We start from the raw sequence: 20239 nt of genomic DNA, 5'->3' as shown, positions 1-20239 counted from the left end.
GCCCGCACGCGCCGACGCCCCTAACGCAAGGCCCGCGCGACGGCATCCAGGTTCTGGTCGATGAAGAAATGCCCGCCCTGGAAGTGCAGCAGGTCGAAGGCGCCGGCGGCGTGGGCGCGCCAGGCCAATGCCGCCGCTTCGTCGACATAGGGATCGGCATCCGACAGCAGGAAGCGCAACGGCGCGCGCAGGGCGGCGTCGGGTGGCCGGTGGTAGGCCACGTTCATCGTGTAGTCGTTGCGCACCCCCGCGATCAGGGCGTCGCGGAACTTGGGGCTGCGCAGGACCTCTGCCGGCACCCCCGCGCCGGCCTCGATGTTGCGCAGGATCACCGCGTCGCTCAGCGGAAGGGTGAAGCCCAGCGAGACCGAGGGCGCCCGCCTGCCCGAGACGCACACGAGCCGGGGGACGTGCCCGACGGCCTCCAGCTGCAGCGCGGCTTCGAAGGCCACCGCCGCGCCCATGCTGTGTCCGTAGAGGGTCAGGGGTGGCCCCGCCAGCAGGCCCGCCTGCGCCAGGTCCTCCACGATGTCGGCGGCGAGGTCCTCGATGGCGTGAGGCTCGGCTTCCTGCTTGCGGTCGCCCTTGCCGGGATACTGGACGGCCAGGCCCGCCAGGGTCCCGTCCAGATGTTCGAGCAGGCGCCTGCCGCTGGCGGCCGCAGCGCCCGCGTGGGGAAAGAAGACAAGGGCGCCGGCGGCGGACGCGTGGAAGCCTGCCGGTCTCAGGGAGCGGCTGGCGAGCAGGGCAGGGTCTGTCATCGCGTCCTCGCGAAAGACGGGGTAAGGGCAGGCATCAATGGATCAGTGGGCGGCCGTGGCCGGCGAGGCCAGCACGGCCAGGTGATAGTCTCCCGAGCCGGGGTCCGCGTCGGCCACGAGCACGCGTCGCACCGGCGGATCCAGCGCCGCCAGCGCGCTCCACACACCCGTGGTGTATTGGTCTGGACGCGCCCGTGTCACCGGCACGCCCAGCCCTTCCCAGGGCAAGGCATGCCCCAGGATCACGTGTTCGGGCGCGTCGCCGGGCGCTTGCGCCAGGATCTCGCGCACCAGGCTTTCCAGCGTGGCGGCATCCGGCGCGCGGCGCACGTGCAAGGGCAGATGCCGTCCGCCACCGCCGCTGCCGGTCAGCAGCAGCACGCCGGTATCCGCGAGGTTGCCGGCATCGACGCCGGGGCGCGAGGCGGGCAGGGTGGCCTGTTCCAGGATGAAGATCGCGGCGTCGCGATAAGGCGACTGTCCGGCGTAGGCCGCGGCGATCCGCAAGGCCACGAAGGGCGCGGCGATGCCTGTCTGCGACACGCCCAGGCAGAGCGTCTGCGTGCCGTTGCCATGCAGCAGGTGGTCGATGTAGGGCGCGACCGCCGTGAAGGGCAGCAGGTCGGGCAGGGCCTGGGCCACCAGGATGAGTTGCGGCTGGCGGGGCAAGGCCTCGGCCAGCAGCGCGTCCGCCAGGTCCTGGTGGGTGTGGAAGCTGCCGCGCGCAAGCAGCGTTTCATCCACCTGGCGGCCGTGACGGCCCAGCAGGTCCTGGTAAAGCGATTGGTTGACGCCCAGCCAGTCCGGTCGTGGACGGGCGGGCAGGCGCACGTGTCGGGCATGGACGATCTGCATGACGGGCTCCTTTCAGCCGCGCTGCGTTTCGGGCAGGCGCGCCTCGACGTAGTTGGCGACGGCACCCAGCGTTTCCAGGTCCTGCGCGGTGAGCGCGTCGGGGTCGACATCGATGCCGAATTCGCTCTCCAGCGCCACGAGGACTTCGAGGATGGAGATGGAGTCCAGGTTCAGGTCGTCGAAGACGCGGGTGCGCTCCGAGACCTCGCCTGTCTCCTGGCCGGTGACGCGCGAGATGACGGCGCCTAGGGTGTGCACGATGGTGGATCGGGTCATGGAAGCCTCGTCAGGTAAGGAAGGAAGGGAAGCAAACGGGGTCGCCAGCCGCTGCGGCGCGAGCACGTCCCGCGGCGTGTCGCGGCGGCGCACCAGGTGCGAGTCGCCGTTGCGCAGCAGGACCTCCGCCGGGAAGCCGTGGCCGAGGAAAAGGCCGGGCGAGGCGGACGGGCCGTAGGCGCCTGATCGCAGCACGGCCAGGAGGTCGCCAGGTTCGGGATCGGGAAGGGGGACCTTCCTGGCCAGCACGTCGCTGGGCGTGCACAAGGGGCCGGCAACCGTGACGGGCACCGTGGCACGGTCGCCCGCCGGCGCCAGCGACACCAGCGGAAAATCCCTCTTCAGCACGTTGCCGACACCCACGGCGCTCAGGTGGTGGTTGGTGCCGCCGTCGACGACCGCGTACACCTGCCCGCGCGAGGGTTTCGCATAGCGCACCCGGGTCAGGAACGCGCCGCTTTCGGCGGTCAGGTAGCGCCCCTGCTCGGTGATGATGCGGGTGGCGCCCCGGCCAGCCAGGAAGTGCCTGACGGTGTCCGACAACGCGGGCAGCAGCGCCCGGATGTCCAGGTCGGTCTCGTTGTCGTAATAGGCCACGCCGAAGCCGCCGCCGATGCCCACGATGTCGGCGGCCAGCCCGGTGGCGGCCTCGTAGGCATGCACCAGTTCGAACACCCGCTGCGTATTGGCGACGATCTCGGTGTAGTCCAGGAAACGGGTGCCGAAGAACACGTGCAGGCCGCGCGGGCGCAGCCATTGCAAGGCGCGCAAGGTGGCGGCGCTGGCCAGCACGGTCTCTTCGTCGATGCCGAATTGCCTGGGCTTGCCGCCCATGGACAGGCCGCGATGCCGGGCGCTGGCGGCCGGGTTGACCCGCAGCAGGATGTCCAGCGGCTGGCGGGCCGCCGCGGCATGCCGTTCCAGCGCGGCCAGTTCCTGCAGCGACTCGACGATGACCGCCAGGGGCCGCGACGCCACGCAGGCCCGCAACTCCTCGTCGCTCTTGCCTGGGCCGAGGAAGATGGTGTCCCTTGCGGCCACGCCCGCCCAGCGTGCCGTTTCCAGCTCGGCCAGCGACGAGACCTCGGCGCCCGCGCCCTCCCGGCCCAGCAGCGCGCACACGCTGACGTTCGGGTTGGCCTTCAAGGAGTAGTAGATCTCGACCTCGGGCGGCAGGCCCGCCCGCAGCTGGCGATAGCGGGCCGCGATGGCGTCGCCGTCGTACACGTAGAGCGGCGTGCCGTACTGTTCGACCAGGGCCAGGTAGGCCTGCCGTTGGCCGGGCGCAAGCGTGAGGTCCATGTGCGTCTCCTTCAATGCAGGGCGGGTTGCGGCACGCGCAGGTCCGACAGCGCGCGGGCGACGGCGTCCTGCAGCGCGTCCAGGGCCGCCGGATCGCGGCCGAAGAACAGGGTGTACAGCCGGCCGGCCCGCGTGCCTGGCGCATCGCCGCCGGCATTGGCGGTGCCAAAGCAGGTGATGAACAGTCCCGCGCCGTTCTCCGGCAGGCGGCCCAAGGGGCCCAGCACGTCGAGCAGGTGCGCGAACGACAGCGGTGCGTTCCCGGCGGGGACCGCAAGCTGGCGGCCGACAGCCTGGCCATCCGGCGCCAGGAAACGCTGCAGGGCGCGCTCCTGGTAGCTGGACAGGTTCAGGCGCGCATTGATCTCCACCACTGGGCGGACGCGCCCCTGCGCGTCGATCAGCGCATCCATGCCGGCCACGCCGAAATAGCCATCGGCATGGAGGGCCGCGCCCAGCTTGAGCGCCGCGGATTCGATATCCCGGTGCTGGGCGCTTGTCAGTCCGGCTGGAATGAGGTGGCCTTGCGGCGCGCCATGGTGGATCAGGGCCCGCTTGACGAAGTCGAAACTGACCGAGCCGTTACGCGCGATGGTGACCTGATAGGTCAGGTCGGCCTGCTTGTCCAGGAACCGTTCGACCAGCAGGTGCACGGTGCCATTGCCCGTGCGCTCGGCGCGGCGAGCCACCATGGCCTGCAGCGCGCGCGCCGCGGCGGGATCGCGCAGGACCAGCAGGCCACGGCCGGACACGCCGTAGGCATCCTTGACGATCAGCGGGAACGGTCCGGCGCCGCCGTGCAGGATGGCGTGCGCCAACTCGTCCACGGTGTGGCAATTGACGCCGGGAATCTCGCGCAACCCCAGTCTGTGTGCCAGGTCCCGGCTGTATTGCTTGCTGTTGACCCGCACGCAAACCTGGGCCGGCGGGCCGGCCAGCGGCAGGCCGGTGGCCTGTGCCAGCGCCTCGATCCCGTCGGAGACCCCCATCGGGGCAAGGTGCAGTCCGGCCTGCGCAAGCGCGCGCAGGCTGGCCAGCGCGGCCGGCGATTGCAGGATGCTGGCGACGGGCCCGAGCCCGTCAGGATCGGGCACCACCAGTTCCTTCGCCACCGGCAGGCCCGCGCGCGCCAGGTAGTCCAGGAAGCCGGCGTCGGCCGGCACGCTGGTGATGACGACGTCGCCGGGCTCGGCCAGCAGGAAACCCTGTTCCTGCAGGCGCCGCACCACCGCTGAGCTTTGCGCGAGTCCCTGGCCGGGGATGCCGGTGTGGCCCACGGCCCAGTCGCGCTCGACCTCGAAATTGCAGAGCCAGACCAGGCGCGCCTGGCTGTCGCCCGTGAGCGCGCGGCGCAGCGCGGCGATGCGGGAAGCGGGGGATCGGGTCATGGCGCCGTGCCTCCATGGGTCAGCACCATGGCGCCGAAGGTCGCGCCCAGGCCGACGGACGCCACGACGTAATGCCGCCCCGGCGCGAGCCTGCCGGCGTCGCGCAGCGTGGTGTAGTTCACGAAGGCGTCCGAGGCGTAGCAATGGCTGGTGCGCGCGATGTTGTCGAGGAAGAAGCATTCGGGGGGCAGGCCGATCGTCTTGATGACCTGCTTCCAGCTGATGGCGTTGACGTTGTGCGGAATGACCAGCGCGATCTCGTCGAGCGACAGCCCCGCTTCGTCGACGGCCTGGCGGATGACGCTGGCCAGCGCTTCCGGATAGGCCGCGCCAAACCCCCGGATGCCGTCCTCGTCCAGCAGCAGGCCGGCCGCGTAGCCGCCGTGGGTATGCACGGCGAAGGCACGCACCACGTCGCCCACGCCATCCCGGGAGACGAGGCAGGCCGCGCCTGCCTCGGCCATGATGGCGCTGTGGGGAATCAGCTGGATCTGGCTGCTGTAGGCCTGCTCGCCCGTGACGATGAGCGCGTGCTGGCCGGGCGATCCCTCCGCGGCAAGCAGCTTGCCGGCCAGGTCGACCGCGCCCAGGCTGCTGACACATGCCTGCTGTCCCAGCGCGAACGCTTCGGCGTGGAACAGGCCCAGCCGGTCACGGATCTGGCGCGCCAGATCCACATCGGGAGGCGCCACGGTCTGCATGGTGTGGGCATAGATCACGTAGCGGATGCTGGCCCGCGTGGCTGCGTCCAGCGCCGCCAGCAGGCGCCGCGGCGCGGGCAGCACGAGATCGTGGATGTCCTGGTCCGGGTCGAAATGCAGCGCGTCCAGGCCGTAGATCTTGCGGAACACCGCGATCTCGGTGGGACGCAGGCCCAGGCGGCCGGCCACCGCGTCGATCTTGATCGGCTCGCCGGCCAGGTGGCTCTCCACGCGTTCGATGGTGACGGTGCTCATGGCTGTTCCCCGTGCCGCGTCACGCCCGTTGCGCCGTGATCAGCCAATTGCGGGGCACGCCTCGCAAGGCGCGCTCGGCGGGGGGATAGGGCCAGTATCCTTCGCCCGCGCCGGGTTCGCCCGGCTGCGCCACGCGCGTGGCCTGCCAGCCGTTGTCGCGCAGGAACGCCTCGGGGTCGTCGGTGCCGAATTGCCAGGGCGTCCCGTCGCCGCGCAGGGTCTTGAGAAAGGATTGCGTGATGGGATGCACCAGCAGGGAGCGGCTGATCATGTCCGTGACGAGCTGGCTGCCCGGCGTGGATTGCTCGGCCAGCACGCGCAACAGGGTGGCCGCCTGCTGCTCGGTCAGGAAGAAGAAGAGGCCTTCGGCCACCCACAGCGTGGGCCGCGCGGCGTCGAAGCCGGCGGCCTTCAGCCTGGGCACCCAGTCGCCGGCAAGATCGGCGCCCACGTCCACGGTCGGGATCAGCCGTTTGGCCGAGTGGGCCTGCAAGGCCTGGTTCTTGAAGGTGAACAGGTCCACGTGATCGACTTCATAGAGCGTGGCGCCCTCGGGCCACGCCAGGCGGTAGGCGCGCGTGTCCATGCCGCTGGCCACCAGCACCACCTGCTCGATGGGCTCCCTGGCAAGGATGGCCAGGATCGCGTCGTCGACGAAGCGCGTGCGCAAGGCGACGTACTCGGCCACGGCCGTGCCGTCATAGCGCGACAGCAGCTCGAACCCCTTTTCGCCGGCCAGCAGGCGGGCATAGTCATCACGGAAACGCGCGCCGTCGCCCCGCTCGGACTCCAGGGCCCGGGCGGCCGCGGTCCATTGGGCCGTGTAAGAGACTTTCTCCATGTCGATGCTCCTTGCCGCTCAGAAATAGGTCTGCGCGATGGCGCGCAGCGTCTTCAGCTTTTCGAGGTCGAGGTTCTCGGGATCGACCTCCTGGCCGCTCGCTTCGCTGATGATGTAGATGAACTCGACGAAAGAGAGGGAATCGACCAGCCTGGCCTCGATCAGGTCCAGGTCGTCCGTGATCTCGACGCCTTCCTTGTTGCGGGATTCGAGCCAATGCCTGAGCTGCTCGATGCCTTGGGTGTGCACTGTCGTCATGAATCGTCCTTCAGGGAGGGGTGGGGAAAACGGAAGGGCCTGCCAGGCAGAACGCCACGGCCACGGCATAGTCGTGCTCATGGGTCAGGCTGACGGTGATGTCCTCGCCGATGCAGGCCGCGCTGGCAAGGCGGCGCGCCCGCCCAAAGAGCGCCACGCACGGGGCTTCGCCGTGCCGTCCCTGAACGTGGATGTCACGCCAGGGCAGCGGATGGCCGCGGCTCTGGAATGTCTTGAAGACCGCCTCCTTGATGGCAAGACGGCCGGCCACCGACACTGCATCCAGCTGGCCGGCGCGCCGGCAGGCCTGGATTTCGTCGGGACGCAGCATGCGCGCGACCGTGCTGCCGAACGCGGTGGCGATCATGTCCTTGACGCGGGAGACACTGACGAGGTCGACGCCGATACGTGGGTACATGCGAATCTTCCTGGTGGCCGCGGGCGTTCAGGCGACGGTCGCGAGCAGGCTGTTCACGTCCACCTTGCCGTTGCCGTTGAGCGGGAAGGTCTCGCCGGCCCAGACGATGACGTCGGGCAGCATGTAGTGGGGCAGGGTCCGCGCCAGCTCGCGCAGGACCTCCCGGTCGTCCCGGGGTTCGCCGGTCAGGAACGCGACGAGCTTGCGCTGCTGGTCGGTGCTGACGGGATTGCGCGTGTAGCGCACGACGGCATTGGGCGAGCCCGGCAGCCTGCGGATCGCACGCTCGATCTCCTCGAGTTCCACGCGATAGCCGTTGACCTTGACCTGATGGTCGAGCCGTCCCAGGTAGTGCACGATCCCCGTCTCGTCTTCGCTCACGAGGTCGCCGGTGCGGTAATAGACGCGCCAGGCACCGTCGGCGCCGGCCTTCAGGACATGGGCCGCCTCGCTCTTGGCCGGATCATCGAGATAGCCCGGGAACTGCTGCGGACCGGCAATGCACAGTTCGCCCTCCTGGCCCGGCCCGGCGGGCGTGCCGTCCTCCTGCAGCACCAGGTGGACGTGGCCCGCATGCACCTGGCCGATCGGCACGATGGGCCTGCCCGTGGGCGCAGCCGGCAGGGGGGAGGGCAGGCGGTAGGTGAAGCAGCTGATCGTGAGTTCGGTCGGGCCGTACAGGTTCGCGATCACGGATTGCGGCGCAGCTTGCGCCCAGGCGTGGGCGGCGTCCCAGGTCAGGGCCTCGCCGCAGAACAGGCTGATGCGCAGCGTGGGGAAGCTGCCGGGCTTCAGCAGCCTGTTGCGCTGCAGGATCTGCACTGCCGAGGGCACCGAGAACCAGACCGTGATGCCATGGCGCTTGAGGTATTGATACGGCGTGGCGGCATCCAGCGCCGACGGCACGCAGAATGCGCCGCCATGCCGCCAGGGAACGAAGAGGTCGAACACCGACAGGTCGAACGTGAGTTCGAAGTTCTGCGTGTGGCGGTCCGTTGCCTGGAAGTCGAATTGCTCGCCCAGCACCGTCAGGTAGTGCAGCACGCTGGCATGGCTGATCGGCACGCCCTTGGGGCGGCCCGTGCTGCCCGAGGTGAAGAGGATGTAGGCCGGTTTGGCGGGCGGGGTGCCAGCCTGCGCGGCGGCAAGGGCGGGAGGCAGCCAGCCCGGGCGCGCATCGTCCTCCTCGGGCGCGTCTTCCAGGCTGTCCAGTTCGAGGGGCGTGACCCCGGCAGGCAGCTCGGCCAGCAGGGCCTGCAGGGCGGCGGCGCTGGAGCGCTGGTAGACCAGGGCGGCGGCACCGGACGCCGCCAGGATCGCGGCATTGCGCGCGGCCGGATACACCGGGCTGACGGGGACATAGGTGCCCCCGGCATACAGCGTGGCCAGGACCGAGACATAGCTCCCCAGGCTGCGATCGGCGAAGATCGCGATGCGCGCGCCATCGCCGGCGACCTGGTGCAGGGTACGCGCCAGCCAGCGGGCCTTGCGGGCGAGGTCCGCATAGCGCACGGCGCCGCCGGACAGGAAGATCGCTTCGCGATCCGGATGCAGGGAGGCGGTCTGTTCGAACAGGGCCGCGAGATTGCTGGCGTGCTGGGTCATGATGGATACCTCTCGTGACTGGGGAGTGGGCCAGCCGCCACGCGCGGTCCGGCAGGTAAGGGGTTGCCGCGCACGCGGCCGCCAGGCGGCCGACGGCGCCGCCTCAAAGGAAATTGCTGTCGCTGATGGCGCCGATGCTCTCGAAGTAGCGCGCGGTGCGCTTGAACCATTGCTCGTGGTGGGGCCTGCGCTGGGGCGCGTTGCGCAGGTAGTTGCGCGTCTGCGCGGCCGAGGGCGCATCCGGACTGAGATGCACCCCCGCGTCGGCATAGGCGTGCGGGTTGTACATGAGCCCGACGAAGTGCAGGAATATCCGCCGTATCGTCGCGTCGATGCGCGACTGGGTCTCGGGCCAGTCCTCGGCCTCGTCCCTGATGGACGTCAGGACGTCCTTGATGATGTCGCGGCCGAATTTCACGTGGCGCGACTCATCCAGGTGGTGCTGCAGGTTGATCTCCCGCACGATGTCCGGCACCGAGGCGTTCTCGCCGACCTTGCGGTTGTAGTAGTCCACGAACTCCTCGAAGATCAGCGTGGACGAGAACATGTACAGGTCGTCCAGCAGCGGCGGCGTGCCCGCCTGGTCTTCCTTGTAGGCCAGCGTCTTGTAGATCTTGCCGCCATAGTCCTGGCAGAAGCGGGCGAAGAACCACATGTGCGCGTTCTCCTCGGCCAGGAAAATGTGCATGTACTCGGTGTAGTCCGCATAGCGCCGGGCGTACATCTTGCGGCAGACGAACTCGAGGGCATCCTTGATGCCGTGCACATTGAGGCTGTAGAAGTTGATGGCTTCCCACTTGCTCAAGGCGATCAGCTGCTGTTCGCTCAGCGTGCCGTGCAGGTCCGTGCCGTAGGTGGTCAGCAGGCTCTCGTCGCACCACAGCCGGTCCTCGGCGACGCGCTCAGGCCAGTCGAAACGCGTATAGACGTCGTACTGGCGTTCCTTAGACAGCCTTATCAGTTTTTCCAGGTCAGGCATGCGAATCTCTCAAGCATGGGAAGGTCACGAACTGCGTGAGTGCAACTATAAATACGAACGTACTTTTAATTTTAGATTCTTTGACGATGTAATTATCGTGATGTTTTATAAGATGGCACTGTCATTGACACATAACCTCCCGAGATTTTCGACCTTCGTATAGGGCGGCGGCAGCCCGCGTCGGTACGCCACCGCCACGCCATGTCACGCAACGCCACCGTGCACAGCCGTTGACCGACCTTTCCTTGAATCAGTACGATCGTGCTTATTCATGGGCAAGGAGGCGGCATGGGCATTTCAGACACGACCCGCGCGGGCGGGGCAGGGCGGGTGCGCGGGGACAGGCGCTGGCTGGCATTGGCGGTGCTGCTGACAGGCAATTTCGTGACGATCCTGGACCTGTTCATCGTCAACGTCGCGATTCCCAGCCTGCGCGCCGACCTGGCCGCCAGCGACGCCCAGGTGCAGCTGGTGCTGGTGGGCTATGCCGCTGCCTACGGAATCTGCCTGCTCAATGGCGCCAGGCTGGGAGACCTCTATGGCCGTCGCAACATCTTCCTGGCGGGCATGGCGATCTTCACGCTGGCCTCCCTGCTGTGCGGGCTGAGCCCGACGCCCGCCTGGCTGATCGGCAGTCGCATCCTGCAGGGGGTGGGCGCAGCGCTCCTGATGCCCCAGGTGCTGGCCAGCTTGCGCTTGCTGTTCCAGGGGGATGAGCGCCGGAAAGCGTTCGGCATCCTGGGCGCGGTACAGGGCATCGCCGCATCGCTGTCGCAGATCGCGGGGGGCTGGCTCATCGAGCATGCGCCGGCGGGCATGAGCTGGCGCATGGTGTTCCTGATCAACCTGCCCATCGGCCTGCTGGCGATCTGGGGCGCGCTGGCTTTCGTCCCGCAGGCGGCGCCCGCGGGGACGAAGCGGCTCGACCTGCCGGGCGCGGTGCTGAGCGCATTGGGCGTGGCGCTGGTGCTGGTGCCCGTCATGCTGGGGCGCGAAGCCGGCTGGCCGGCATGGTCCTGGGGCTTGCCGCTGGTGGGCGCCGGCCTGCTGGCCGCCTTCTGGCGCTACGAGACCGTGCTGCCGCGCCGTGGCGCCGCACCCATGTTCGACGTGACCTTGTTCGGCCAGCCTGGTTTCCTGGCGGGTGTGACGGCCATGTTCCTGCTGTATTCGGCCATCAGTTCATTCTTCCTGTCCCTGACCCTGCTGCTGCAGGCCGGGCTGGGGCTGGCGCCGCTGGCGGCGGGGCTGGTTTTCACGCCATCGGCCATCGCCTTCTTTGCCGGGTCGCTTTGCGGGCCCAGGTTGGCACGCCTGCTCGGCCCGCGTGCCTTGCTGGCGGGCTCGGCCGCCTTCGTCGCGGGGCTGGCCCTGTCGGCCTATGTCGGCGCCCGCGCCCCGCAAGCGCTGGATTGGATGGTCGTGGGCATCGTCATCAATGGTTTCGGCCAGGGCGTCGTCATTCCGCTCGCGCTGAACTTGCTGCTCGGGCGCGTGCGGGACGAGCAGGCCGGCACGGCATCGGGCACGATCAGCACGCTGCAGACCGTGGGCACCGCCGTGGGCGTGACGGTGGTGGGCGTGCTGTTCTTCGCGGCGCTGGCGCAGTCACCCTCGGCGGATGCCGTCGCCCACGGCCAGGCGCTGGCGTTTGCCACGCGCTACAACCTGCTTGCCGGCCTGGCCAGCCTTGCCCTGTTCGCCTGGGCGCTGCGCGTGCCCAAGCCTGTGCCCGGCACGCGCTAGGCGCCGCGACGCCCGCTCGTCTGTCAGTCGTCTGGCGCGACGGCGGAGGCAGGTGGCTTGCCTTCGCTGGCCAGGCGCAGTTGCTGGCTGGTTTCGTGTTCCCGCTGGCGGCGGGCGATGCGGCGTTCCAGGCGATGCAGCACATCAAGGATGAAGAGCGCCAGCAGCGTGCTGGCAATCGCCAGGATCTCGCGGCCCATGCCGGCGGCGATGCCCACCGCTGCCGTCAGCCAGATGCTGGCGGCCGTCGTCAGGCCGCGTACCTCATGGCCCTGGGCCTGTGACTTGATGATGGCGCCGGCCCCCAGGAAGCCGATGCCGGCGATGATGCCCTGCAACACGCGGCTCTGGTCGCCGACGTTCATGCCGCTGAGCGTGGGGGCCAGCACGAAGAGCGCCGCGCCCAGCGCCACCAGCATGTGGGTGCGCAGGCCCGCCGACTTGCCCTGGCTTTCCCGTTCGTAGCCGATCAGGCCGCCCAGCAGCACGGCCACGGACAGGCGCACGATGATGCGCACGGTATCGCCCAGGTCGTTGAAGTCGGAGAACTCCTGCTGGAGCGTGTCCAGGATCAGGGACCAGGCATCATTCATGGCGAGGGGCCCATGGCGGGCTTCCGGCAGGCCCAGTCGGGCGATGAACGCAGCGTATCAGGAAACCCTGGCGCGCAGGAGCCGCAGGCCGTTGGCCACCACGATGAGGCTCGCACCCACATCGGCGAACACCGCCATCCACAAGGTGGCGTAGCCCGTCAGCGCCAGCACCATGAAAATCGCCTTCAAGCCCAGCGACAGCGCGATGTTCTGCACCAGCACGCTGTGCGTGGCGCGCGACAGCCGCACGAAGACGCCGATCTTGCGCAGGTCGTCGTCCATCAGGGCGACGTCGGCGGTCTCGATGGCCGTGCCGGAACCCGCCGCGCCCATGGCGAAGCCGATGTCCGCGGCGGCCAGCGCCGGGGCGTCGTTGATGCCGTCGCCCACCATGCCGATGCGGCCTTGTTCGCGCTTGAGGGTGACCGCGGCCAGCTTGTCCTCGGGCAGCAGTTCGCCGCGGGCTTCGTCGATGCCGACTTCGGCCGCGATCGCCGAAGCCGCGCCCTGGTTGTCGCCGGAAAGCATGAGGGTCCGGATGCCCAGGCCGTGCAGGTCGGCGATGGCCGCCACGCTGCTTTCCTTGACCGTGTCGGCCACGGCCGCCACCGCCAGCACGCGGGTGGCGCTGGCCACCGCGACGCTGGAGCGGCCCTGCGCCTCCCAGGCATCCAGGTGTGTGGACAGCGCGTCATCCAGCAGGCCTTGCTCGGCAAGCAGGCGCCGGTTGCCCAACACATACGGCTGGCCGTCGACGACGCCACGCACGCCACGGCCGGGCAGGGCGGCGAAATCCTCCACCGCCAGCAGCCTCAGGCCATCCGCATCGGCGGCATCCGCCAGCGCCTTGGAGACAGGATGGTCGGAGCGCGCGGCAAGGCTGGCCGCGATGCGGCGGGCCTGCTCCGCGTCCACGCCTTCCATTGCAGCGAAGTCGGTCTGGCGGGGCTTGCCGTGGGTCAGGGTGCCGGTCTTGTCCAGGGCCAGCCAGCGCAGTTGCCGTCCTTGCTCCAGATAGGCGCCGCCCTTGATCAGGATGCCGCGCCGCGAGGCAGCCGTCAGCCCGCTGACCACCGTGACGGGCGTGGAGATCACCAGCGCGCAAGGGCAGGCGATGATGAGCAGCGACAGCGCGCGATACAGCGCGTCCAGCCAGGCCACGCCGAAGAACAGCGGCTGGATGACGGCCATGGCGATGGCGATGGCCACGACGGCAGGGGTGTAGATGCGCGAGAAGCGGTCGATGAAGCGCTGCGTGGGCGCGCGGCTGCCTTGTGCCGATTCGACGGCATGGATGATGCGCGCCAGCGTGGTATTGGCCGCCGCCGCGGTGACACGGTATTCAAAGCCGCCGTAAGTGTTGACGGTGGCGGCATAGACCGCGTCGCCCACGGTCTTTTCCAGCGGCAGGCTTTCGCCGGTGATGGCGGATTGGTCGATGGCCGAGGCGCCGGCCTCGATCTCGCCGTCGGCGGCGATGCGCTCGCCGGGTTGCACGTGCACGCGATCGCCGACGTTCAGCGCGCTGGCGGGCACCTTGCGCCAGGTGCCATCCGCCTGCTGTACCGTGGCCGTCTGCGGCGCCAGGTCCAGCAGCTGCCGCACGGCATTGCGTGCGCGGTCCAGCGACCGCGCCTCGATCAGCTCGGCCACGTTGAAGAGCACCATGACCATGGCCGCCTCGGGCCACTGGCCGATCAGCACCGCGCCAGTCACGGCAATGCTCATCAAGGCGTTGATGTTCAGTTCGCCGTTGCGCACGGCGATCCAGCCCTTGCGATAGGTGTTCAGGCCGCAAGCCAGGATGGCGGCCAGCGACAGGGCGGCAATGAGCCAGGTGGGAGCGTCCGCGAAATGCGCGGCTTCGGATAGCGCGGCGAGGACGCCGGCGCCCGCCAGCATCCAGCGGCTCATGGCGCTGCCGGTGGCGGGCGGCGGCGCGGCGGTGCCGTCGGCAGGCACGGCTTCCATGCCCACCGATTTGATGGCCGCCACGATGGCGGGGCCGGCGCCATCGGCGTGCACCACGCTCAACTGGCGCTGCATCAGGTTGAACGCCAGGGCACGCACGCCGTCCAGCGACTTCAGCGCTCCGCGGATCAGCGTCTCTTCGGTCGGGCAGTCCATCTGGGCGATGCGGTAGCGGCTGAGCGTTTCGCCGGCAGCGGGCGCAGGCAGGGTGTCGTCGCGCGGCGCGGGCGCGGCCGATGCCGTGCCGCAGCAACGGCTTGCAGCCTTGGGTGCGCTGCCGCAAGCGTCGCCGGGCGCATGATCGTGGTCGTGACCATGCTCGTGATCGTGCGTGTGGGAAGGGGTCATGGCGGAGGTCTTCTGGCTGTCCATGGCGTCATTCCACACCTTGGAGTTACTATAGGGTCAACCCCCAGGGAACGATCCCTGGCTCCAAGATCGGCTATCCGAGGAGGCAAGCATGCGCATCGGAGAACTGGCCCAGGCGGCCGGCACCACCGTCGAAACCATCCGCTACTACGAGAAGGAAGGGCTGTTGCCCGAGCCCGACCGGGCCGAGAACAATTACCGCAGCTATGGCGCGGCGCACCTCGAACGACTGCGGCTGGTGCGCAACTGCCGCGCGCTGGACATGAGCCACGAGGAAATCCGCGCCATCCTGTCGCTGTCGGACGACCACGCCAGCGGCTGTGGCCGCATCAACGACCTTTTCGACGCCCACATCGCCCACGTCGATGCCCGCATCGCCGAACTCCATGACCTGAAATCGCAATTGGCGGCCTTGCGCCAGCGTTGCGCGCAGGCGCGCCCCGATACCGAGGACTGTGGCATCCTGCATGGCCTGTCGGCCATGCAGGCGGAAGAGCGCCCCGAGCGGCACACCCACCTGGGTTAGCGTGCCGTCCCGCAAGTTCGCCACGCTCCTGCCAACCGTTATTCACTCCGTTTCCATCATGACCGATACCCTTCACGCCCTGACCAGCCGCCGTTCCGCCAAATTCCTGCGTGGCCCCGGCCCCGACGCGCAGACTCTGCGCAAGATGTTCCAGGCCGCCGCATGCGCGCCCGACCATGGCGCGTTGCGCCCGTGGCGCTATGTCGTGATCGAAGGGCCGCAGGCCATCGGCCGCCTGGCCGACATGGCCATCGGCGCGGTGCGCGCCAGCGGCGATCCGCGCATGACGGATGAAAAGGAAAAGGCCGTGCGCCAGTGGCTGGCCGAGATTCCGCTGATCGTGGCGGTGGCACAGAAGATCGACCACGGCGGCCGCATCCCCGAGCAGGAGCAACTGCTTGCCGCGGGCGCCTCGGTGATGAACCTGCTGAACGCGGCGCATCTGTCGGGTTTCGGCGCATTCTGGAGCACCGGCCTGGGCACCTATGTGGAAGCGGTGCAGGAAGCCCTGGGCTTCGATGCGCTGGACCACAAGTTCCTGGGCTTCCTGGCCATCGGCACGCCCGCTGCCGACAGCGGTCCTGCCAAGCGTCCCGAACCCGAGAGCTTCGTGCGCGTGTGGACCGGCGAGGCCGTGGGCGCCTGAGACGCCGATGCCGGCGGCCTGGCCTGGCTCAGGTCCGGTACGCCGTCCTACAGGCCGCCCGGCCCGTGCACGCCGGTCGGGCGCGCGCCGCAGCAGTCCGGGCCGTTTTCCAGCGCGTCGATGATGGGGCAGTCGGGCCGGTCGTTGCCGTGGCAATGCTCGGCCAGGTGGCGCAGGGTCTCTGCCATCTGCTGCAAGGCTTCCGCTTTCTTCTCCAGCGCGCGCACCTGCTGGCGCGCAATGCGCTTCACGTCCGCGCTGGCGCGGCTGCGATCCTGCCACAGGGCCAGCAGCTCGCCCATCTGCTCGACCGAAAACCCCAGGTCGCGCGCGCGGCGCACGAAGCGCAGCGTGTGCACGTGCTGCGCCGTATAGACGCGATAGCCCGAGTCGGTGCGCGCCGGCAGGGGCAGCAAGCCCACCTGTTCGTAATAGCGGATCATCTTGGCCGAAATGCCCGATTGCTCAGCCGCTTTGCCGATGTTCATGGTTGCTCCCCGATCAGGTTCGCCGTGCCGCGTGCGTGCGCTTTCAGGCGCAGGGCATTGCCCACCACGAAGACGCTGGAGAGCGCCATGGCGCCCGCGGCGAAAACGGGCGTGAGCGTGATGCCGAAGGGCGCCGACAGCAGGCCGGCGGCCAGCGGAATCAGCGCGACGTTGTAGGCGAACGCCCAGAAGAGGTTCTGCCGGATATTGGCCATCGTGGCGCGCGACAGGGCGATGGCCTGCGGCACCTTGCGCAGGTCATCCGACATGAGCACCACCGATGCCGACTCCATGGCGATGTCCGTGCCGGTGCCCAGCGCGATGCCGACGTCGGCCGCGGCCAGCGCGGGCGCGTCATTGATGCCGTCGCCCACGAAGGCGACCTTCATGCCTTCCTTGCGCAGGGCCTCGATGGCGGCCACCTTGCCCTCGGGCAGCAGCTCGGCGCGGACGTCGTCGATGCCCAGCTGCTGCGCCACGGCCTGCGCGGTGTGGCGGTTGTCGCCCGTCATCATGACGGTGCGCACGCCCTCGGCGTGCAGCGCCGCGACGGCCTGGGCCGATTGCGGCAGGATGGGGTCGGTGACGCAGAAGAGAGCGGCCAGGCGACCGTCACGCGCCACATACAGTGGCGTGCCGCCTGACTCGCCCCAGCTTTCGGCCTGCGCGGCCCACGCGGCGGTGTCCACGCCTTCCTCCCGCATCAGCCGTTCACCGCCGGCGATGACGCGCACGCCATCCACCTGGGCTTCGACGCCTGCGCCGGTCAGCGCGCGGAATGCACGGGCCTCGGGCAAGGCCGCCATGCCTGCCTCGCTGGCCGCCTGACGGATGGCGTGGGCGATGGGGTGCTCCGAATGCGCCTGCACGGCGGCCAGCACGCCCAGCACTTCGCCGCGTGCCTGGCCGTCGACCTCGACCCAGTCGGTCAGCGCGGGCTTGCCGGCGGTCAGGGTGCCGGTCTTGTCGAAGGCGACGGCCTGCACGTCGCGCAGGCCTTGCAGGGCATCGCCTTGGCGGAAAAGAATCCCCAGCTCGGCGGCGCGGCCCGTGCCGACCATGATGGAGGTCGGCGTGGCCAGTCCCATGGCGCAGGGGCAGGCGATGATGAGCACGGTGACCGCGTGGACCAGCGCCGTGCCCAGCGCGGGCGAGGGGCCCAGCAGCAGCCAGGCCGACAGGGTGGCCAGCGCCACGCCGATGACGGCGGGCACGAACCAGCCCGTGATCCGGTCGACCAGCGCCTGAATGGGCAGGCGCGCGCCCTGGGCGGCCTCCACCAGGCGGATGATGCCCGCGAGCACCGTGTCGTCGCCCACCTGCGTGACGCGCAGGGTGAGGCTGCCGCTGCCGTTCTGCGTCCCGCCCGTCACGGCGTCGCCGGGGGCCTTCTCGACGGGAACGGGCTCGCCCGTGATCATGGCCTCGTTGACATAGGAACTGCCTTCCGAGACCTCGCCGTCGACGGGGATCTTCTCGCCGGGACGCACGCGCACCACGTCGCCCACGCGGATGGCTTCCAGCGGCACCTCGTGCATCTGGCCGTCGCGCAGCACCAATGCCGAACGTGCCTGCATGCCGATCAGCCGTTGCACCGCCGCGCCGGTGCGGCCCCGTGCGCGCGCCTCCAGCACACGGCCCAGCAGGATCAGCGTCACGATGACGGCCGCGGCCTCGAAGTAGATGTGTGCCGTGCCGTCGGGCAGCCATTGCGGCGCCAGCAGGGACACCATGGAATAGCCCCATGCGCTGCCGGCGCCCAGCGCCACCAGCGAGTTCATGTCGGGCGCGCGCTGCCAGAGCGCTGCCACGCCCAGTCGGAAGAAGGGCCAGCCGGGGCCGGCCAGCACCACTGTGGTCAGCACGGCCTGCAGTTGCTGGCTGCGCGCCTCGCCCAGCGTGGCATGGATCCAGTGGTGCAGCGTGGCGCTGGCATGCGCGCCCATCTCGAGCAGGAAGACGGGCAGGGTGAGGAGGGCGGCGATGAGGAAGGCACGCGTCAGGCGGCGGGTAGCCTGTTCGCGCTCGGCAGCCTGCGCCGCGTGCTGGCGCGCCGGGTCTTCCACCACGGTGGCGGTGTAACCCACGCGCTTGACCGCGTCGGCCAGGGCCTGTGCCGTCGCGCCCGGGCCATCCAGGGCCACGCGGGCGCGTTCGGTGGCCAGGTTGACCTGGGCCGCGGCCACGCCGGGCACGCCCGACAGCGCCTTTTCCACGCGGCGCACGCAGGCGGCGCAGGTCATGCCCGAGATCGCGAGATCCAGATGGCCGCCTGTTGGCGTGGGAGAGGGAGTATTCATGGCGTCTTCTCCAGACGGAAACGCATCGACGTGGGCAGTATCATCCTTCCCATTATGGCAAGGTCAACGGGGCCTTGTCCGAGCGCCGATGCCAGGCGGCGGGCTGGTCAGGTCCGGCGCGGGTTACAGACCTCTACGCTGGCTCACCATCCCTGGCTTGACCTTCCCACGACGGGCGGGTTTATCCTGGCGTTGCTTGCCAGTGCGTGGCGCATCCGCCCGCCGGGGCATCACAACAAGATAAGGAGTTTCGCCATGACCATCCGCTATCACGTTCCCGACATGAGCTGCGAACACTGCGTGAAGACCATCACCGAGGCCGTGCAGGCGGCCAGCACCGGGGTGCAGGTGAATGTGGACCTGGCGACCCAGACCGTCGCGGTGGTGGGCGCCACCGAGGGCGACCGCATCGAGGCGGCAATCCGCGAGGCCGGCTATTCGCCCAGCGAGATCGTGGAAGACCAGGCCTGACGGACAACCGTCCTCCAACGCGCGAAGGAACCCCTGACATGAAGAGACTGGACACCGATGTGGCCATCATCGGCGCGGGCTCGGCTGGCCTGTCGGCCTACCGTGCCGTGCGTAACGCGGGCAAGCGGGCCTTGCTGATCGAGGGCGGAGAGCACGGCACCACCTGCGCGCGGGTGGGCTGCATGCCCTCCAAGCTGCTGATCGCCGCCGCCGAGGCGGCGCATGCCGCGGCCCACACCGCCCCATTCGGCGTTCACGTCGACGGCACGATACGCATCGAAGGCCGCGAGGTCATGGCGCGCGTCAAGCGCGAGCGGGACCGCTTCGTGGGCTTCGTGCTGCGCAGCGTGGCGCAGATGCCCGACGAGGACAAGCTCACTGGCCACGCGCGCTTCGTCTCGCCCACGGTGCTGCGCGTGGACGATCACACCGAGGTGCATGCGCGCAGCGTCGTCATTGCCACAGGCTCCTCGCCCATCGTGCCCGAGCCCCTGAAGGCGCTGGGCGAGCTCGCCATCGTCAATGACGACGTGTTCGCGTGGGACGACCTGCCCAAGCGTGTCGCCGTGTTCGGCCCCGGCATCATCGGGGTGGAACTGGGACAGGCCTTGGCGCGCCTGGGCGTGACGGTGCGCATGTTCGGCAAGGGCGGCAGCCTGGCAGGCCTGGGCGACCCCGTCATCCGCGAGCAGGCGCTGGGCCTGATGCGCGAGAGCTTCTACCTCGACCCCAAGGCCGACGTGAAGGAAACGCGGCGCGATGGCGATGAGGTGGTGGTGCGCTATATCGACCTGGACGGCGTGGCGCAAACCGAGCGTTTCGACTTTGCGCTGGTGGCCACGGGCCGCAAGCCGAACCTGGACGGCCTGGATCTGGCTGCGGCGGGGCTGCCGCTGGATGATCGTGGCGTGCCGGTCTACGACACGAACACCTTGCGCATCGGCGACTCGCCCGTCTTCATTGCTGGCGACGCCAACCAGGATCTTCCCTTGCTGCACGAGGCCTCCGACGAAGGCAAGATCGCCGGCGGCAACGCCGCGCGCTATCCCGACGTTCAGCCCGGCGAGCGCCGGGCGCCGCTGGCCATCGTCTTCACCGATCCGCAGATCGCGCAGGCCGGCTGCCGCTACCGTGATCTGTCACCCGGCACCTTCGTGATCGGCGAGGTCGATTTCTCCGACCAGGGGCGCTCGCGCGTGATGCTGCGCAACGCCGGGCGGCTGCATGTGTATGCGGAGACCGCGACAGGGCGGTTTCTGGGCGCCGAGATGATCGCGCCCAGCGGCGAACACCTGGCCCATCTGCTGGCCTGGGCAAGGCAGCAGGAACTGACGGTGGCGCAGATGCTGCAGATGCCGTTCTATCACCCCGTCATCGAGGAAGGCCTGCGCACGGCCTTGCGCGATGCCCAGGCCAAGGTGAAATGCGCGGCGGACCCGCGTGACTGCCGAGAAGGCCCGCCGCAGGCCTGAAGCCACTCCTGATAGCCA

General features: G+C 69.3%; 19 protein-coding genes. 5 read left to right on the top strand and 14 right to left on the bottom strand.

The annotated features are described in order from the left end of the window. Positions 1 to 20 precede the first annotated feature (20 nt). From ODI_RS12360 to ODI_RS12315, 10 genes are all read right to left on the bottom strand, one after another. Complete coding sequence (locus ODI_RS12360) at positions 21 to 761, bottom strand: thioesterase II family protein (RefSeq protein WP_067758846.1); 741 nt, start codon at positions 759 to 761, stop codon at positions 21 to 23. 42 nt (positions 762 to 803) lie between these two features. Next, a complete protein-coding gene (locus tag ODI_RS12355; protein WP_067758849.1) occupies positions 804 to 1616 on the bottom strand; it encodes a hypothetical protein in 813 nt (270 codons plus the stop codon). A gap of 12 nt (positions 1617 to 1628) precedes the next feature. Beyond that, complete coding sequence (locus tag ODI_RS12350; RefSeq protein WP_067758852.1) at positions 1629 to 3194, bottom strand: alanine racemase; 1566 nt, start codon at positions 3192 to 3194, stop codon at positions 1629 to 1631. A gap of 11 nt (positions 3195 to 3205) precedes the next feature. Then, positions 3206 to 4582 carry a preATP grasp domain-containing protein gene (locus ODI_RS12345; RefSeq protein ID WP_067758855.1) on the bottom strand — a complete coding sequence of 459 codons (1377 nt, stop codon included), beginning with the start codon at positions 4580 to 4582 and terminating at the stop codon, positions 3206 to 3208. Beyond that, positions 4579 to 5538 (bottom strand): 3-oxoacyl-[acyl-carrier-protein] synthase III C-terminal domain-containing protein, encoded by a 960-nt coding sequence (locus tag ODI_RS12340; RefSeq protein ID WP_067758858.1) that lies wholly within the window; start codon positions 5536 to 5538, stop codon positions 4579 to 4581. The genes ODI_RS12345 and ODI_RS12340 overlap by 4 nt, the downstream gene beginning before the upstream one ends. Before the next feature lie 19 nt (positions 5539 to 5557). Continuing rightward, on the bottom strand, positions 5558 to 6379 hold the full coding sequence (locus ODI_RS12335; protein WP_067758861.1) for a class I SAM-dependent methyltransferase: 822 nt from the start codon (positions 6377 to 6379) through the stop codon (positions 5558 to 5560). A gap of 18 nt (positions 6380 to 6397) precedes the next feature. Then, positions 6398 to 6637 (bottom strand): phosphopantetheine-binding protein, encoded by a 240-nt coding sequence (locus ODI_RS12330; protein WP_082985491.1) that lies wholly within the window; start codon positions 6635 to 6637, stop codon positions 6398 to 6400. Between the two features lie 10 nt (positions 6638 to 6647). Then, positions 6648 to 7055: a holo-ACP synthase gene (locus ODI_RS12325; protein ID WP_067758864.1), complete on the bottom strand. Its 408-nt coding sequence runs from the start codon at positions 7053 to 7055 to the stop codon at positions 6648 to 6650. Positions 7056 to 7082: 27 nt separating this feature from the next. Further along, on the bottom strand, positions 7083 to 8660 hold the full coding sequence (locus tag ODI_RS12320) for an amino acid adenylation domain-containing protein (protein ID WP_067758867.1): 1578 nt from the start codon (positions 8658 to 8660) through the stop codon (positions 7083 to 7085). A 103-nt stretch (positions 8661 to 8763) separates the two neighbouring features. Then, entirely contained in the window at positions 8764 to 9639 is an 876-nt protein-coding gene (locus ODI_RS12315) for a diiron oxygenase (RefSeq protein ID WP_067758871.1), read from the bottom strand. A gap of 288 nt (positions 9640 to 9927) precedes the next feature. On the opposite strand from ODI_RS12315, the gene ODI_RS12310 reads away from it, so the two are divergent. Continuing rightward, positions 9928 to 11385, top strand: coding sequence for an MFS transporter (locus ODI_RS12310; protein ID WP_067758874.1), 1458 nt, complete (start codon positions 9928 to 9930; stop codon positions 11383 to 11385). Positions 11386 to 11408: 23 nt separating this feature from the next. On the opposite strand, the gene ODI_RS12305 is transcribed toward ODI_RS12310, so the two are convergent. Together ODI_RS12305 and ODI_RS12300 are read right to left on the bottom strand one after the other, a co-directional pair. Then, a complete protein-coding gene (locus ODI_RS12305; protein WP_067758877.1) occupies positions 11409 to 11978 on the bottom strand; it encodes an MgtC/SapB family protein in 570 nt (189 codons plus the stop codon). Positions 11979 to 12035: 57 nt separating this feature from the next. Next, complete coding sequence (locus tag ODI_RS12300; protein ID WP_067758880.1) at positions 12036 to 14321, bottom strand: heavy metal translocating P-type ATPase; 2286 nt, start codon at positions 14319 to 14321, stop codon at positions 12036 to 12038. 88 nt (positions 14322 to 14409) lie between these two features. Between ODI_RS12300 and cadR the strand changes: the two genes are divergently transcribed. Together cadR and ODI_RS12290 are read left to right on the top strand one after the other, a co-directional pair. Beyond that, entirely contained in the window at positions 14410 to 14844 is a 435-nt protein-coding gene (gene cadR, locus ODI_RS12295) for a Cd(II)/Pb(II)-responsive transcriptional regulator (protein WP_067758883.1), read from the top strand. Positions 14845 to 14899: 55 nt separating this feature from the next. Next, the gene (locus ODI_RS12290) at positions 14900 to 15490 is read left to right on the top strand and encodes a nitroreductase family protein (RefSeq protein ID WP_408635945.1); all 591 of its coding nucleotides are present in this window, start codon (positions 14900 to 14902) and stop codon (positions 15488 to 15490) included. Between the two features lie 47 nt (positions 15491 to 15537). On the opposite strand, the gene cueR is transcribed toward ODI_RS12290, so the two are convergent. Together cueR and ODI_RS12280 are read right to left on the bottom strand one after the other, a co-directional pair. Further along, positions 15538 to 15978 carry a Cu(I)-responsive transcriptional regulator gene (gene cueR / locus ODI_RS12285; protein ID WP_067758888.1) on the bottom strand — a complete coding sequence of 147 codons (441 nt, stop codon included), beginning with the start codon at positions 15976 to 15978 and terminating at the stop codon, positions 15538 to 15540. Continuing rightward, complete coding sequence (locus ODI_RS12280) at positions 15975 to 18278, bottom strand: heavy metal translocating P-type ATPase (RefSeq protein WP_067758892.1); 2304 nt, start codon at positions 18276 to 18278, stop codon at positions 15975 to 15977. The genes cueR and ODI_RS12280 overlap by 4 nt, the downstream gene beginning before the upstream one ends. 255 nt (positions 18279 to 18533) lie before the next feature. On the opposite strand from ODI_RS12280, the gene ODI_RS12275 reads away from it, so the two are divergent. Then, positions 18534 to 18749, top strand: coding sequence for a heavy-metal-associated domain-containing protein (locus tag ODI_RS12275; RefSeq protein WP_067758895.1), 216 nt, complete (start codon positions 18534 to 18536; stop codon positions 18747 to 18749). Positions 18750 to 18787: 38 nt separating this feature from the next. After that, the gene (locus ODI_RS12270) at positions 18788 to 20221 is read left to right on the top strand and encodes a dihydrolipoyl dehydrogenase (RefSeq protein ID WP_067758897.1); all 1434 of its coding nucleotides are present in this window, start codon (positions 18788 to 18790) and stop codon (positions 20219 to 20221) included. The last annotated feature ends 18 nt before the right edge of the window (positions 20222 to 20239 follow it).

Source organism: Orrella dioscoreae (assembly GCF_900089455.2).
Taxonomy (GTDB): domain Bacteria; phylum Pseudomonadota; class Gammaproteobacteria; order Burkholderiales; family Burkholderiaceae_B; genus Orrella; species Orrella dioscoreae.
The sequence above is the reverse complement of the archived record's forward strand: the minus strand, read 5'-3'. Positions and strand labels throughout refer to the sequence as shown.